The following is a 15,569-nucleotide window of genomic DNA, read 5'->3' as shown; positions in this document are numbered from 1 at the left end:
TCTTGCGCGTCCTGATCTTATTGACCCGGGATGTCCTTGCGCAGTTTCACCGGCTCGTGCTCCTTGCCCTCTTTGCGCGCCATGGCCGTGCGCATGCGGATGTTGATCGCCTCCACCGCCAGGGAGAACGCCATGGCGAAGTAGACGTAGCCCTTGGGCACGTGCACGTCGAAGGATTCGGCGATCAGCACGGTACCGACCACGATCAGGAACGACAGGGCGAGCATCTTCAGCGACGGGTGCTTGTCGATGAAGTCGCTGATGGTGCCGGCGCAGAGCATCATCACCAGCACCGCGACGATGATCGCGGCGATCATCACCGGCACGTGGGAGACCATGCCCACGGCGGTGATCACCGAGTCCAGGGAGAATACGATGTCGATGATGGCGATCTGGATGATGGTGTAGAAGAACTGGCCACCGGCGCCCTTGGGCGCTTCCGGGCTCTCGTCCTCGCCTTCCAGGCCGTGGTAGATCTCCTGGGAGCTCTTCCACAGCAGGAACAGGCCACCGAAGAACAGGATCAGGTCGCGCCCGGAGATGCCCTGCTCGAGCACGACGAACAGGTCGTCGGTCAGGCGCATCACCCAGGTAATCGACAGCAACAGCAGGATGCGCGTGACCATGGCCAGGGCCAGGCCGAAGATCCGGGTGCGTGGCTGCATGTGCTTGGGCATGCGGCTGACCAGGATCGAGATCATGATGATGTTGTCGATACCGAGGACGATCTCAAGTGCCGTGAGGGTGAAAAAGGCAACCCAGATTTCCGGGCTGGTCAGCCATTCCATGTGTATTCCTTCGAACGATAGAGGCGATGCGCCCGGGCTCGGGGCGCATCGCGGTTTGGGCTTGTCTTACAGACTGCTGAACAACGGGAAAATCCCCATGAGCAGTGCGGCGAGCATTATGCACAGGCACACCAGCACTGCCCACTTGAGGGTGAAGCGCTGGTGGTCGCCGAACTCGATGCCGGCCAGGGCCACCAGCAGGTAGGTGGAGGGTACCAGGGGGCTCAGCAGGTGTACCGGTTGCCCGACGATCGATGCACGGGCCATCTCCACCGGGCTGATGCCGTAGTGGCTAGCCGCTTCCGACAGGACCGGCAGGACGCCGTAGTAGAACGCATCGTTGGACATGAAGAAGGTGAACGGCATGCTGACGATCGCGGTGATCACGGCCAGGTACGGCCCGAGCGCCTCGGGAATCACCGACAGCAGGCTCTTGGACATGGCCTCGACCATGCCGGTGCCAGACAGGATGCCGGTGAAGATGCCCGCGGCGAAGATCAGGCCGGTGACCGCCAGGACGCTGCCGGCATGGGCGGCGATGCGGTCCTTCTGCTGCTGCAGGCACGGGTAGTTGACGATCATGGCGATGCTGAAGGCGATCATGAACAGCACCGGCAACGGCAGCGCGCCGGCGATCAGCGCGACCATCAGGGCGGCGGTCAGGGCGCCATTGAACCAGATCAGCTTGGGCCGACGTGCCTCGGGGAACTGCGACACGCTGATCTCGCTGTGGTCGATGTCGTCGGTGGGCAGGTGCAATTCGCCCAGGCGGGCCCGCTCACGCTTGCCGTACATGTAGGCGATGCCCAGGATCGCCAGGACACCGAACACCATGGCCGGGATCATTGGCACGAAGATGTCCGACGGGTCTACGTGCAGCGCGCTGGCCGCGCGGGCCGTGGGGCCGCCCCAGGGGGTCATGTTCATCACCCCGCCGGCCAGGATGATCAGGCCGGCCATGATCCGCGGGCTCATCCCCAGGCGGCTGTACAGTGGCAGCATGGCCGCGCAGCAGATCATGTAGGTGGTGGCGCCGTCACCGTCGAGCGAGACCACCAGGGCCAGCGCCGCGGTACCGACCGAGACTTTCAGCGGGTCGCCCTTGACCAGCTTGAGGATCTTGCGCACGGCCGGGTCGAACAGGCCGGAGTCGATCATCAGGGCGAAATAGAGAATGGCGAACATCAGCATCACGCCGGTGGGCGCAAGCTTGCTGATGCCCTCGAGCATCATCGGGCCGATATGGCTGTAGAAGCCCCCGAACAGGGCGAACAGGATCGGTACCAGGATCAGGGCGATCAAGGCCGACAGGCGCTTGGTCATGATCAGGTACATGAAGGTGATGACCATGGCAAAGCCGAGGAAGGTCAGCATGGCGGTACTCCAGGCGTGGCGCGTCGAAAGGCGGGTCGATTCGGGCGGATCAGCGCGTCAGGCGCTGCGCATGGAATAGCGGATGGGGTACGGCGAGGAGGCGGTTGCAGGAAGACATCAGTATCACCATTGTTTTTGTCGATTGGGCCGGGCGCGGAATGTTCCGGGTGCCCTGGCTGACCGGTCTGTCGCCGGTAGTGGGGCTATCCTATTGGCGAAAGCTTTCAGCCAGCTTTCGCCTGGGACAAGGCGACGGGAGGTCATATCGATGCCGGAGGTACAAGAAGGCGGCTGCCATTGCGGCGCCCTGCGCTATCGCCTGGAGGGTGACCTGACGGATGTCGCCCATTGCCATTGCTCGATCTGCCGGCGGGTCAGCGGCGGGTTGGTGGTCACCTGGCTCACCCTGCCTCGCACCGGCTTCCAGTGGCTGGCGGGCACGCCCAGGTGCTATATGGCGCCGGCCAGCTGCAGCCGTTACTTCTGTGGCCAGTGCGGGGCGCACGTGGCCCTGGTGACCTCGCACAGCCCGGACAGCATCGATGTGACGGTGGCGACGCTGGATCATCCGCAGCGGGTGCGGGCCCATCGGCATATCTGGACCAGCAGCCGGTTGCCCTGGCTGCACCTGGATGAGGACTTGCCTGGGGAGACCGAGGAGCGTCTTTAGGCGGCTGATGGGATGGCGCTGCGAGTCTGGGGCCGCTTTGCAGCCCGTGACGCTCCGCAGCCCAGCCATCAGGGCAGTTGCAGCCCCCCGGCCGCCTTGTGCAATGCACGCAGGTGCTCGCCGATCTGCTGCACATTGGCCTCCACTGCGGCGATCTCCCTGGCCCGCTCAGGCTCGAGCAAGGCCCGCACTTCCTTGTCCAGATCGGTACTCAGGCGCAGCAGTTGCGCCTGGCGCTCGCTGCTGACCTGCTCCAGGTGCTTGCGCTCGTCCGGCTGGGGCAGGCCATAGCCGCTGCTGCCCAGCAGCTCCGCCGGGCGGCTGAGGAAGCCGCTGTTGGCCAACATCTGCTGCAAGGTCTCGTTGGCCTTGGCGATGCTGCCATCCTTCAGCGCCTGGGCGTTCAGGTAACGCTGCTTGACCTCGTCCTGGGCCAGCAGCAACTGGCGGCGCAGGCTGGCTTGCTCGAGCAGGAGCAAGGCGGCGCTGGTGCGCAGGTTGGCCTGCTGGAACCAGGTGCCGCGTTCGCTGGCGTCCAGGGCGAGCCAGTCCTCGACCTTCACCTGCTTGATCGGCAACTGCTGCTTCAGTACCTCGAACATGGCCTGGTAGCGATCGCGGTAGGAGTCGAAGCGGTAACCCAGGCGCAGGGCCTCGCGCGGGTCGTCGAGCACGCTGGTGTCGGCCAGCCCACGGCCCTTGAGCACCTCCAGCAGGCCGTTGGGCATGATGCTGTCCAGGTCGTTGAGGCGCGGGTTGGCAGTGCCGCTGCGCAGCAGCTTCAGCGACTCCACCGCACAGTTGTTGGACAGGAAGTAATAGTTGCCGTCATAGCTCCAGTGCATCTCGGCGGCCTGGCGCACCAGCCCTTCCACCTCCTGGCGGTTGAGCTTGAGCGGGATCGAGGCCAGGCTGCGCAGCTCGGTCTTGGTGTACTCGTCGATCACCTGGCCCAGGGGCAGGACGAACAGTCGCGACGGATAGGCGCCGGTGAGACCGTCCCAGCTGGACAGTTGCAGGTCGTTGACGAAGGCCCGGTACGACAGCACCAGGTGTTGGTCGAGGTCCAGCCGGCAATCCGGGCCGCGCGGCCGGCCCGGGGCGCAGATCACCAGGCGCAGCATGCTGTGGCCCCAGCGGCTGACCCAGTTCTGGTTGGCCTCGGCCAGCAGGTAGTCGACCTCGTAGACCCGCTCGGGGTCGATCTCGCCCAGCGGCTGGCGCGCGAAATCGTTGCCGGCATTGAGGAATGGCAAGCCCTTGGCGCAACTGGCTTGTGGCGGTGCCCAGGCGAAATGCTCGCGCAGGTACTGGTTCAACGCCGGGCGGCGGCAGGCGTAGCTCGGGTCGAGGAGAAAGTACTCCATGTTGACCGCGATGAACTCCTTCGGGCTGCTCAGTTCGTAGCTGTCGGGGCTGCGCACCAGCTGGCCGTTGTGCAGCTCGCGCTCGCCACGGCGGCCGACGTATTGCGGCCAGCCGGCCAGGTCGAGCAGGCGCGGATCGTCGCTGAGGGTGAAGCGCCGTTCGGCCTGGCCACGGCACTGCTCTGGCAGGCCGACCTTGCCCAGGCTGCCCTGCTGGCGCGTGCAGCGGGCGATCAGCTGGCGCTCGCCGGCGGGCCAGAGACGGGCGCGGTCGTAGAGGTGGGTCAGTTCGTGCAGCACGGTGGCCAGCAACTCCTGGCGCACGGTGCCATGGGGGCGCCCGGTCTGTTCGCGGGCCGCGCTGCCGTCCACCAGCCCGGGAAGCAGGCGGCGGTTCAGCTCCAGGGTGGAAACCAGCGAGGCCTGGCCGTAGGCGTCGGCAGGCATGCGCTCGCTCCAACTGACCTGGACGCGGCGGTCCAGTCGCTGCTTGAAGCGCGGCGGGAGCTTGCCCAGGGCCTCGTCGAGCAAGGCCTGGGTGGCATGCTGTTGCCGTGGGTCGAGCCCTTGGGCCTGCAGCTCAAGCTGTAGGTCGGCCAGGGCGGGCGTGCCGAGCAGCGTCAGGGCGCAGCCGAGCAGCCAGGCACGCACGCGTCTCACAGCGCCAGGATGGCTTCGGCCAGTACCTGGTCGTTGGCGTCGCGGGCTTCGGGGACGCGCTGGCGAATGGCATTGAACGCGGCCTCGAGCTGGGCACCACGGATTTCGCCGTGGCTGGCGACGAAGCTGGCCGCGTCGTCGCGGGCTTCCTGCACGACCTTGGCGTCGCGGATGGAGGTGGTGGTGTCCGAGGTGAAATCGATCGAGCGACCGAAGGCGCGCACGATGATGTTGCTGGTGGCCACCAGGGTTCGTGCCTGGGCCAGGTCGGCCAGCAACAACATGCCGAGGATGGCGGCGATCAGCGGTTTACGCATGGAGCATCTCCGAAAGATACAGGGAGTCAGGTGTAGTCATTGGACGAGAATGGCCTCGGCCAGTTCACGGTCGCCGACAGAGTGATGTGGGTAGGCACGTCGCAGCGAATCCAGCGCTGCCTGCAGGCGTGCGCCACGGATCAGGCCGTCGGTGGCGACGAAGGCCGCGGCGTCGTCGCGGGCCTGGATGACCAGCTTGCGGTCGAACGGGGCGGTGGTCACCTGGCTGGTGACGTAGCCGCTGACAACCAGGCTCTGGGTGGTGACATCCATGGCATGGGCGCTTCCCATGCCGGCGAGGGCGAACAGCAACGGCAACAGATAACGCATGGACTTTCTGTAAACGATGGACTCGGGCGGCGAAGGCTACCCCGGATGCGCCGACGAGGGCCAGCGTATCCGGGCGTTGCGGCGAAGGCTCAGAGCGCCAGGATGGCCTGGGCCAGTTGTGCGTCGCTGGCCTGCAGGGTCGGCATCTGCTGGCGGATATGGATGAAGGCGCTCTCCAGCTTCGCGCCCCGGATGCTGCCTTCGCTGCCGACGAAGCTGGCGGCGTCGTCACGGGCGGCCTGGACGATCTTGTCGTCACGCAGCGACGAAGACAGGTCGGAGGTGGCGTCGGTGGAGGCGGCGACACCGCGCACGACCGCGTCAGTGGTGACGACGAAGCTGGAGGCGTTGGCGGTGCCGGTCAGGGCCAACAGCAGGGCGGCGCCAACAAACAGGTGGTTACGGGACATGGTCATGGACTCCTGCACTAGGGGGTTCTGGTTATCGGACGCTCGTTCGGCTCGTCGCGGTACGTGTCTATTTACCAGGCTGGTAAGCCAAGCGTATCACGCGGCGATGTTTCCAGATGTTTTATGGTGAGGTTGGGTGATAACTGTTATGGAATTTTAAGATCTTATTAAAACTGTACCTGTCGCGGTGATCTTTTCGCGGGCACCACCGGAAGCCCCTTTTGGCCTGAAGCAAGCGACAAAAAACCCGCCGCGGTCTCCCGTGGCGGGTTCTTGGAATTCTTTGGTGCCGGGCAAGCCCGGCGAACCAAGGCTCAGCGCCAGAACGGCTTGCTCAGCTCTTCGTAGCGCTGCGACTCGCTGATACCGGCATCGGCCAGCAGGCGGGCGTCCAGGCGAGCCAGCTGACGGCGGCTGGAAACGCGGCGCTGCCACAGCAGCAGGGTGGACAGAGCGCGCAGAGGCAGCGAAGCGTGGGCGTTTTGAGCGTTGTTTTCGAAAACCAGACCGGAACTCAGGGTGCGTTCCATGATGTGTCATCCTTCCGCTTGTGGCGGCATTGGGTAGTGATTTAACTGATGCCAATGATCCGCTTCTGCTGTCCAGAACAGTAGATACAGTTCAACAGTATTGCGATGGTCCAGTTAACTGTTTAACCCTGCTGTTGCACTCGAATTTGGCGTAACTGTACTGGTCTGCACTTATTTGGTGCGTTTATGAGTGGATTCAGGATTTTGTCAGGCGGGAGGTCGCTAAATTATAGGTACAGTAGAACAGTTTTTTGAGGATGTGCTGTTCGAACTGTGCAGGCCTGCTTCCACAGAGTCATGGGCAGCAACTGTCGTGCTTTTGCCTGTACCGGCCCCATCGCCGGCAAGCCGGCTTCCACAGGTACTCCACCAGGGCTGAGGGCAGTGGTGAACCTATGGGAGCCGGCTTGCTGGCGATGGGCTGCAAAGCAGCCCTCTAGCTCACACTGGTTTTCAGAGGGGGCTGGTACTGGCTCAGCTGGCGAGCATGCGCCCGCTTTCTTCCAGGTTCTCGTGCCAGCTCAGGGCCTCGCGCAGGATATGCGGGGTATGGCCACCACGCTGGCAGGCGCGCTCGAAGTAGTCGTTCAATGCGGCGCGGTAGTCCGGGTGCACGCAGTTGTCGATGATCGCCCGGGCACGTTCGCGTGGTGCCAGGCCCCGCAGATCGGCCAGGCCTTGCTCGGTGACCAGGATGTCGACGTCGTGCTCGGTATGGTCGACATGGCTGACCATCGGCACCACGCTGGAAATCGCGCCGCCCTTGGCGATCGACTTGGTGACGAAGACGGCCAGGTGAGCGTTGCGGGCGAAGTCGCCGGAGCCGCCGATGCCGTTCATCATCTTGGTGCCGCAGACGTGGGTCGAGTTGACGTTGCCATAGATGTCGAACTCGAGCGCAGTGTTGATACCGATGATGCCCAGGCGACGCACCACTTCGGGGTGGTTGGAGATCTCCTGCGGGCGCAGCACCAGCTTGTCCTTGTAGCGCTCCAGGTTGCCGAACACGTCAGCGTTGCGGCGGGTCGACAGGGTGATCGAGCTGCCCGAGGCGAAGCGCAGCTTGCCGGCGTCGATCAGGTCGAAGGTCGAGTCCTGCAGCACTTCGGAGTACATGGTCAGGTCTTCGAACGGCGACTCGATCAGGCCGCACATCACCGCGTTGGCGATGCTGCCGATGCCAGCCTGCAGCGGGCCGAGCTGGTTGGTCATGCGGCCGGCGGCCACTTCGCGCTTGAAGAAGTCGATCAGGTGATCGGCGATGGCCTGGGTCTCGTGGTCCGGCGGCAGCACGGTGGACGGCGAGTCCGGCTGGTCGCTGATGACGATGGCGACGATCTTCGCCGGGTCGATAGGGATCGCGGTGCTGCCGATGCGATCGTCGACCTTGACCAGCGGGATCGGGGTGCGGGTCGGGCGGTAGGTGGGGATATAGATGTCGTGCAGGCCTTCGAGGTTGGCGTTGTGCGAGAGGTTGATCTCGACGATCACCTGCTTGGCGAAGATCGCGAAGCTGGCCGAGTTGCCCACCGAAGTGGTCGGTACGATGTGGCCTTGCTCGGTGATGGCCACCGCTTCGATGACCGCGATGTCCGGCAGCTTCAGTTGCTGGTTGCGCAGCTGCTCGACGGTTTCCGACAGGTGCTGGTCGATGAACATCACCTGGCCGTCGTTGATGGCCTTGCGCAGGGTGCTGTCCACCTGGAACGGCATGCGGCGGGCCAGGACACCAGCCTCGGTCAACTGCTTGTCCAGGTCGTTGCCCAGGCTGGCGCCAGTCATCAGGCTGATCTTCAGGGGCGACTGCTTGGCGCGCTCGGCCAATGCGTGGGGCACGGCCTTGGCTTCGCCGGCGCGGGTGAAGCCGCTCATGCCGACGGTCATGCCGTCCTGGATCAGGCCAGCGGCGTCAGCCGCACTCATTACCTTGCTGTGCAGGGAGGACAAGCGGATACGATCACGGTACATGGATTGTTATCTCGGGCTACTGAAGCTACTGGAGCGCAGTCTAGAGATTTCGTCCGGTGCCGTCCCGCGACCATGGTCGAATGCGAAGGCCGGAAATAGAGCCGTTGATCTGGAACAATAAACGGTGGCGAATCCTGGGAATGTGTCCGCCGGGGGGGCATGGGCATGTGGGTGAAGGCTGCAAAGCAACCCTCGCCCCGCCCTTCTTCTTTTATTCCACAGCCTTGACCATGTCCTCGAGGACCTTCTTGGCATCCCCGAACACCATCATGGTCTTGTCCAGGTAGAACAGTTCGTTGTCCAGGCCCGCATAGCCGCTGGCCATGGAGCGCTTGTTGACGATGATGGTCTTGGCCTTGAACGCCTCGAGGATCGGCATGCCGGCGATCGGCGACTTGGGATCGTTCTTCGCCGCCGGGTTGACCACGTCGTTGGCGCCCAGCACCAGAACCACGTCGGCCTGGCCGAACTCGGCGTTGATGTCTTCCATTTCGAACACCTGGTCGTACGGCACTTCGGCCTCGGCCAGCAGCACGTTCATGTGCCCGGGCATGCGCCCTGCCACCGGGTGGATCGCGTACTTCACGTTCACGCCGTTGTGGACCAGCTTCTCGGTCAGCTCCTTGAGCGCATGCTGGGCGCGGGCCACCGCCAGGCCGTAGCCGGGGACGATGATCACGCTGTCGGCATTGCTGAGCAGGAAGGTGGCATCGTCGGCCGAGCCGGATTTCACCGGGCGCTGTTCCTGCGAGCCTGCGCTTGCGCTCGTGTCGACGTCGGCGCCGAAGCCACCGAGGATGACGTTGAAGAACGAGCGGTTCATCGCCTTGCACATGATGTACGAGAGGATCGCACCGCTGGAGCCGACCAGGGAGCCGGCGATGATCAGCATCGAGTTGTTCAGCGAGAAGCCGATACCGGCCGCCGCCCAGCCCGAATAGCTGTTGAGCATCGACACTACCACCGGCATGTCGGCGCCACCGATCGGAATAATGATCAGCACGCCCATGATGAAGGCCAGGACCAGCATCAGGGTGAAGGCACTGTAGTGGCCGGTGAAGGTGAACAGCAGGCCCAGGGCGATGGTGGTCAGGCCCAGGATGAGGTTCAGCTTGTGCTGGCCGGCGAACTGTACTGGTGCGCCCTGGAACAGGCGGAACTTGTACTTGCCCGACAGCTTGCCGAAGGCGATCACCGAGCCGGAGAAGGTGATGGCGCCGATTGCCGCACCGAGGAACAGCTCCAGGCGGTTACCGGTGGGGATCGGGTCGCTCATGCTGGCGACGATGCCCAGCGATTGCGGCTCGAGCACCGCGGCGATGGCGATGAACACTGCCGCCAGGCCGATCATGCTGTGCATGAAGGCGACCAGCTCGGGCATCTTGGTCATTTCCACGCGCTTGGCCATGATCGAGCCGGCGGTGCCGCCAACCAGCAGGCCGACGATCACGTAGCCGATGCCGGCCGTCGCGAGCTCGGCGCCCAGCTTGTAGATGAGGCCGACCGTGGTGAGGATGGCGATGGCCATGCCGATCATGCCGAACACGTTGCCCCGGCGCGAACTGGTCGGGTGCGACAGGCCCTTGAGCGCCTGGATGAAGCAGACCGAGGCGACGAGGTAGAGAAGCGTTACCAGATTCATGCTCATACTTACTTCTGCGCCTCGTTCTTGGTTTTCTTCTTGAACATTTCCAGCATGCGCCGGGTGACCAGGAAGCCACCGAACACGTTGACCGCCGCCAGCGCCACGGCCAAGGTGCCCATCAGCTTGCCGGCCGGGGTGACCGTCAGCGCGGCAGCCAGCATGGCGCCGACGATGACGATCGCCGAGATGGCGTTGGTGACCGCCATCAGCGGGGTGTGCAACGCCGGGGTGACGTTCCAGACCACGTGGTAGCCGACATAGATGGCCAGCACGAAGATGATCAGGTTGTAGATCCCGTGGGAGATCAGCATGTCTTCCATTGTCGTGCTCCTTAGGCGTTCTTGCGCACGACCTGGCCGTCGCGGCACATCAGGCACGCGGCGACGATGTCGTCTTCGAGGTTGATCACCAGCGCGCCGTCCTTGTCGAACAGCAGCTTCATGAAGTCCAGCAGGTTGCGTGCGTACAGCGCCGAGGCGTCGGCGGGTACCTGGGCCGGCAGGTTGGTCGGGCCGACGATGATCACGCCCTGCTCGGTTACCACTTGGTCAGGCACGGTCAGCGGGCAGTTGCCCCCTTGGGCGGCGGCCAGGTCGATGACCACGGCGCCGGGTTTCATCTGCGCCACGGTTTCGGCGCTGAGCAGGGTCGGAGCCTTGCGCCCGGGGATCAACGCCGTGGTGATGACGATGTCGGCTTGCTTGGCACGCTCGTGCACTGCCTGGGCCTGGCGTTGCATCCAGCTGGCGGGCATCGGGCGGGCGTAACCGCCGACGCCTTCGGCGCATTCGCGCTCCTCGTCGGTCTCGTAGGGCACGTCGATGAACTTGGCGCCGAGGGATTCGATCTGTTCCTTCACCGCCGGGCGCACGTCCGATGCCTCGATCACCGCGCCCAGGCGCTTGGCCGTGGCGATCGCCTGCAGCCCCGCGACACCGGCGCCGAGCACCAGTACGCGCGCAGCCTTCACGGTACCGGCGGCGGTCATCAGCATGGGCATGAAGCGCGGGTAGTGATGGGCGGCCAGCAGCACCGCCTTGTAGCCGGCGATGTTGGCCTGGGACGACAGCACGTCGAGGCTCTGGGCTCGCGAGGTGCGTGGCGCGGCCTCGAGGGCGAAGGCGGTGATGCCGTGCTCGGCCATCTTGGCGATCAGTTCGCCGTTGAACGGATTGAGCATGCCCACCAGCAGGCTGCCGCTGTTGATCTGGGCAAGCTCCTGGTCGTTGGGGGCGACCACCTTGAGCACCAGTTGCGCGCCGAAGGCATCGGCGGCGCTGCCCAGGGAGGCGCCTGCGGCCTCGTAGGCACTGTCCGGAATGCTGGCCTGAAGCCCTGCCCCCCGTTGGACGGTGACCTGATGACCCTGGCCAACCAGCTTCTTGATGGTTTCCGGGGTGGCGGCGACCCGCGTCTCGCCCGTCTGCGTCTCGAGAGGAACACCAATGTGCACGACTTTGTCTCCTGCGGTGACCTTTTTATCGTTGTGGATACCGGCAATCGCGGACGAGCCCGCAACGTTGCACTGGCCCGACCGTTGAACGCGGCCCGCCTGATCCGGGGCGGGCGGAGCATTTTGCAGATGAACCTGAGGAGCTTCAACCGGTTCTGAAACGAAACGATCTTAAAACTACAAGTCACCCTGTGACCGTATGTCGCAACGATTCGGCTTCAGCCCATCAAGGACGGGCTATTGGGAGATTAATGGAAAATTTGAAAAATTTTGCAGGGATTTCGCTAATGCACTCGTGAGTGTCGCAAAAAATCCCTGGAGGCCGCATGGTTGTTAGCGCGCAGAGGATTTTGACAGTGACCTGAACAGTTTTCGTATTTGCGACAGATACGTATATCTGTAGGTGTTTAAAATAATTGACTACAACGCTCAGGCAGAGGTTTCGCTTCGGTGTGTCGCGGTATAGCGCTGGGCCTGCTCCACCAGCCAGTCGCGGAAGGCTCGCAGCGACGCGGACTCTACCTTGCGATCGGGAATCATCAGGTAGTAGGCCTTGGCACTGGACAGCGCATGGCGGTTGGCGATCATCAGCCTGCCCTCTTCCAGTTCGCGCTGGATCAGGAACGGCGGGATCAGCGCAATGCCCATCTCATGCATGGCGGCCTGGGCCAGCATGGAGAATAGTTCATAACGCGGGCCTGTCATGTCTCGGTCCACGCTCATGCCCAGGCTGTCGAACCATTGTCGCCAGGCATAGGGGCGGGTGGTCTGCTGCAGCAGCGGCAACTCGGCGATGCGCTGGGCCTCGAGAGTGCCCTGTCCGCCCAGCAGCGCCGGGCTGCACACCGGCAGCGGGTTTTCGCCCATCAGCCGGTGGGACTGGGTGCCGGACCAGTCGGCGTCACCGAAATAGATGGCGGCATCGAACGCGGTGTCGGCGAACAGGAATGGGCGCGTGCGGTTGGTGAGGTTGACGGTGACCTCGGGATGGCGCTGCTGGAAGTCCTTCAGGCGTGGCAGCAGCCATTGGGTACCGAAGGTCGGTACCACGGCCAGTTCGATCACGTTGGCGCCCTGCTGGCGCATCACCGACAAGGTGTCGCGCTCCACGGCGTCCAGTTGGGCGGCGACCTGGCGGCTATAGGACAGGCCGGCTTCGGTCAGTTTCACGCCCCGGCGCGAGCGGCGGAACAACTCGACATTGAGGAAGCTTTCCAGCCCACCGATCTGCCGACAGACGGCGCCCTGGGTCAGGGCCAGCTCCTGGGCGGCCTTGGTAAAGCTCTCGTGGCGGGCTGCCGCTTCGAAGCAGACCAGGGCGGTAGTGCTGGGGATCTTGCGGCGCATGTACGTCAACCTCACTTGTCGAGCGTCGAATAAGGCGATTTGCAGATTTTCGAAGTGAGAAAATATCACTAATCGGTGCGCAATCCTCGTTTGTCCCGACAGCCGATCAGGCCTAGGATCAAGGCACGAGAAACCTGTTCCCACTTTTCGAGGAATTCGCTCATGGCCGGTAAAGCAAGCTTCAACTGGATCGACCCGCTGCTGCTCGACCAGCAGCTCACTGAAGAAGAGCGCATGGTGCGTGACAGCGCTTATCAGTTCGCCCAGGACAAGCTGGCGCCGCGCGTGATGGAAGCCTTCCGTCACGAGCAGACCGATCCGGCGATCTTCCGCGAGATGGGCGAAGTCGGCCTGCTTGGCGCGACCATTCCGGCGGAATATGGCGGCAGCGGCCTGAACTACGTGTGCTACGGCCTGATCGCCCGTGAGGTGGAGCGTATCGACTCCGGCTACCGGTCGATGATGAGCGTGCAGTCGTCGTTGGTGATGGTGCCGATCAACGAATTCGGCAGCGAGGCGCAGAAACAGAAGTACCTGCCCAAGCTGGCCACCGGCGAGTGGATCGGCTGCTTCGGCCTGACCGAGCCCAACCATGGCTCCGACCCGGGTTCGATGATCACCCGCGCGCGCAAGGTCGACGGCGGCTACCGCCTGAGCGGCAGCAAGATGTGGATCACCAACAGCCCGATCGCCGATGTCTTCGTGGTCTGGGCCAAGGACGATGCCGGCGACATCCGCGGTTTCATCCTCGAGAAAGGCTGGGAAGGCCTGAGCGCTCCGGCGATCCATGGCAAGGTCGGCCTGCGTGCTTCGATCACCGGCGAGATCGTCATGGACAGCGTGTTCGTGCCGGAAGAGAACATCTTCCCCGAGGTGCGCGGCCTGAAAGGCCCCTTCACCTGTCTCAACTCGGCCCGTTATGGCATCTCCTGGGGCGCGCTGGGCGCGGCGGAAGCCTGCTGGCACACCGCCCGCCAGTACACCCTGGACCGCAAGCAGTTCGGTCGCCCACTGGCGGCCAACCAGCTGATCCAGAAGAAGCTGGCCGACATGCAGACCGAGATCACCCTGGGCCTGCAGGGCTGCCTGCGCCTGGGCCGGATGAAGGACGAAGGCACCGCCGCGGTGGAGATCACCTCGATCATGAAGCGCAATTCCTGTGGCAAGGCGCTGGAGATCGCCCGCCTGGCCCGCGACATGCTGGGCGGCAATGGCATTTCCGACGAGTTCGGCGTGGCCCGTCACCTGGTCAACCTCGAGGTGGTCAACACCTACGAAGGGACCCACGACATCCACGCGCTGATCCTTGGCCGTGCCCAGACCGGTATCCAGGCGTTCTATTGATAGAGGAGCCAGGCCATGGGTGCGCTATCCCATCTGCGGGTGCTGGACCTTTCGCGCGTGCTGGCCGGGCCTTGGGCCGGCCAGATCCTCGCCGACCTCGGGGCCGACGTGATCAAGGTCGAGCGCCCGGGCACGGGTGACGACACCCGTTCCTGGGGGCCGCCCTTCCTCAAGGATGCCCAGGGCGAGAACACCAGCGAGGCGGCCTACTACCTGTCGGCCAACCGCAACAAGCGCTCGGTGACCATCGACTTCACCCAGCCGGAAGGCCAGCGCCTGGTGCGCGAGCTGGCGGCGAAGTCGGATATCGTCATCGAGAACTTCAAGGTCGGTGGGCTGGCCGCCTATGGGCTGGACTACCAGAGCCTGAAGGCGGTCAACCCGAAGCTGATCTATTGCTCGATCACGGGGTTCGGCCAGACCGGGCCTTATGCCAAGCGCGCCGGCTACGACTTCATGATCCAGGGCCTGGGCGGGCTGATGAGCCTGACCGGGCGCCCGGAGGGTGAGGAAGGTGCAGGGCCCATGAAGGTAGGCGTGGCGCTGACCGATATTCTGACGGGGCTATATTCGACGGTGGCGATCCTGGCTGCCCTCGCCTATCGCGACCAGACCGGCGTCGGCCAGCACGTCGACATGGCGCTGCTGGATGTGCAGGTGGCCTGCCTGGCCAACCAGGCGATGAACTACCTCACCACTGGCACGCCACCCCGGCGCCTGGGCAATGCCCACCCGAATATCGTGCCCTACCAGGACTTCCCGACGGCGGATGGCAACTTCATCCTCACCGTGGGTAACGATGGCCAGTTCCGCAAGTTCGCCGAGGTGGCCGGGCAGCCGCAGTGGGCGGACGATCCACGCTTCGCCACCAACAAGCAGCGGGTTGCCCATCGTGCCGAGCTGATTCCGCTGATCCGCCAGGCTACGGTATTCAAGACCACGGCCGAGTGGGTCAGTGAACTGGAGAAGGCTGGCGTGCCCTGTGGTCCGATCAACGACCTGGCGCAGATGTTCCAGGATCCGCAGGTGCTGGCCCGTGGTCTGGCGGTGGATATCCCTCATCCGCTGGCCGGCAGCGTGCCGCAGGTGGCCAGCCCGATTCGGCTGTCGGAGACGCCGGTGGAGTATCGCCAGGCGCCACCGCTGCTGGGCGAGCATACCGAGGCGGTGTTGGGCGATGTGTTGGGGTTGGAGGCCGGGGCGGTGCAGCGCTTGCGAGAGGCTGGGGTGCTCTGAGTGGGTGGCTATATAGAGAACGGGGAGGCCAGTAGGCCTCCCCGTTTTGTCTGTGCTGTGCTCTTTATTTAAAGATTTATGAAAATAACGGTTGACGGGGTTTCGAATCCCCTTATAATGCGCCCCACTT

At 64.0% G+C, this 15,569-nt stretch carries 15 protein-coding genes; 3 read left to right on the top strand and 12 right to left on the bottom strand.

Features of this window, described 5'->3' with window-relative positions; translation table 11 throughout:
• Positions 1-17: 17 nt before the first annotated feature.
• Together NJF35_RS17020 and NJF35_RS17015 are read right to left on the bottom strand one after the other, a co-directional pair.
• Positions 18-788, bottom strand: a complete 771-nt coding sequence (locus NJF35_RS17020; protein WP_225790017.1) for a TerC family protein — start codon at positions 786-788, stop codon at positions 18-20.
• Positions 789-854: 66 nt separating this feature from the next.
• Positions 855-2,162, bottom strand: a complete 1,308-nt coding sequence (locus NJF35_RS17015; protein ID WP_225790018.1) for a CitMHS family transporter — start codon at positions 2,160-2,162, stop codon at positions 855-857.
• Positions 2,163-2,430: 268 nt separating this feature from the next.
• Here NJF35_RS17015 and NJF35_RS17010 point away from each other — a divergent pair, with 268 nt between their 5' ends.
• Positions 2,431-2,832, top strand: coding sequence for a GFA family protein (locus tag NJF35_RS17010; protein WP_225790019.1), 402 nt, complete (start codon positions 2,431-2,433; stop codon positions 2,830-2,832).
• A 68-nt stretch (positions 2,833-2,900) separates the two neighbouring features.
• On the opposite strand, the gene NJF35_RS17005 is transcribed toward NJF35_RS17010, so the two are convergent.
• From NJF35_RS17005 to gcvA, 10 genes are all read right to left on the bottom strand, one after another.
• Entirely contained in the window at positions 2,901-4,859 is a 1,959-nt protein-coding gene (locus tag NJF35_RS17005; RefSeq protein ID WP_253091308.1) for a DUF4105 domain-containing protein, read from the bottom strand.
• Positions 4,856-5,176, bottom strand: a complete 321-nt coding sequence (locus NJF35_RS17000; RefSeq protein ID WP_225790021.1) for a DUF2388 domain-containing protein — start codon at positions 5,174-5,176, stop codon at positions 4,856-4,858. The genes NJF35_RS17005 and NJF35_RS17000 overlap by 4 nt, the downstream gene beginning before the upstream one ends.
• 36 nt (positions 5,177-5,212) lie before the next feature.
• Positions 5,213-5,506 carry a DUF2388 domain-containing protein gene (locus tag NJF35_RS16995; RefSeq protein ID WP_225790022.1) on the bottom strand — a complete coding sequence of 98 codons (294 nt, stop codon included), beginning with the start codon at positions 5,504-5,506 and terminating at the stop codon, positions 5,213-5,215.
• An 89-nt stretch (positions 5,507-5,595) separates the two neighbouring features.
• Positions 5,596-5,916, bottom strand: a complete 321-nt coding sequence (locus NJF35_RS16990) for a DUF2388 domain-containing protein (protein ID WP_225790023.1) — start codon at positions 5,914-5,916, stop codon at positions 5,596-5,598.
• A gap of 314 nt (positions 5,917-6,230) precedes the next feature.
• Positions 6,231-6,446 (bottom strand): DUF1127 domain-containing protein, encoded by a 216-nt coding sequence (locus tag NJF35_RS16985; protein WP_225790024.1) that lies wholly within the window; start codon positions 6,444-6,446, stop codon positions 6,231-6,233.
• Positions 6,447-6,920: 474 nt separating this feature from the next.
• Positions 6,921-8,414 carry an acetyl-CoA hydrolase/transferase family protein gene (locus tag NJF35_RS16980; RefSeq protein WP_253081720.1) on the bottom strand — a complete coding sequence of 498 codons (1,494 nt, stop codon included), beginning with the start codon at positions 8,412-8,414 and terminating at the stop codon, positions 6,921-6,923.
• A 211-nt stretch (positions 8,415-8,625) separates the two neighbouring features.
• Positions 8,626-10,062: an NAD(P)(+) transhydrogenase (Re/Si-specific) subunit beta gene (locus NJF35_RS16975; RefSeq protein ID WP_225790026.1), complete on the bottom strand. Its 1,437-nt coding sequence runs from the start codon at positions 10,060-10,062 to the stop codon at positions 8,626-8,628.
• Positions 10,063-10,064: 2 nt separating this feature from the next.
• A complete protein-coding gene (locus tag NJF35_RS16970; protein ID WP_003256966.1) occupies positions 10,065-10,379 on the bottom strand; it encodes an NAD(P) transhydrogenase subunit alpha in 315 nt (104 codons plus the stop codon).
• Positions 10,380-10,390: 11 nt separating this feature from the next.
• A complete protein-coding gene (locus NJF35_RS16965) occupies positions 10,391-11,512 on the bottom strand; it encodes a Re/Si-specific NAD(P)(+) transhydrogenase subunit alpha (protein ID WP_225790027.1) in 1,122 nt (373 codons plus the stop codon).
• Positions 11,513-11,941: 429 nt separating this feature from the next.
• Positions 11,942-12,859 (bottom strand): transcriptional regulator GcvA, encoded by a 918-nt coding sequence (gene gcvA / locus NJF35_RS16960; protein WP_253091307.1) that lies wholly within the window; start codon positions 12,857-12,859, stop codon positions 11,942-11,944.
• A 162-nt stretch (positions 12,860-13,021) separates the two neighbouring features.
• Between gcvA and NJF35_RS16955 the strand changes: the two genes are divergently transcribed.
• A complete protein-coding gene (locus NJF35_RS16955; RefSeq protein WP_225790029.1) occupies positions 13,022-14,203 on the top strand; it encodes an acyl-CoA dehydrogenase in 1,182 nt (393 codons plus the stop codon).
• Positions 14,204-14,218: 15 nt separating this feature from the next.
• The gene (locus NJF35_RS16950) at positions 14,219-15,439 is read left to right on the top strand and encodes a CaiB/BaiF CoA transferase family protein (RefSeq protein ID WP_225790030.1); all 1,221 of its coding nucleotides are present in this window, start codon (positions 14,219-14,221) and stop codon (positions 15,437-15,439) included.
• Positions 15,440-15,569: the final 130 nt, after the last annotated feature.

The organism is Pseudomonas guariconensis, from assembly GCF_024127895.1.
Lineage (GTDB): Bacteria > Pseudomonadota > Gammaproteobacteria > Pseudomonadales > Pseudomonadaceae > Aquipseudomonas > Aquipseudomonas guariconensis_B.
This window is presented reverse-complemented; position numbering and strand designations above follow the sequence as displayed.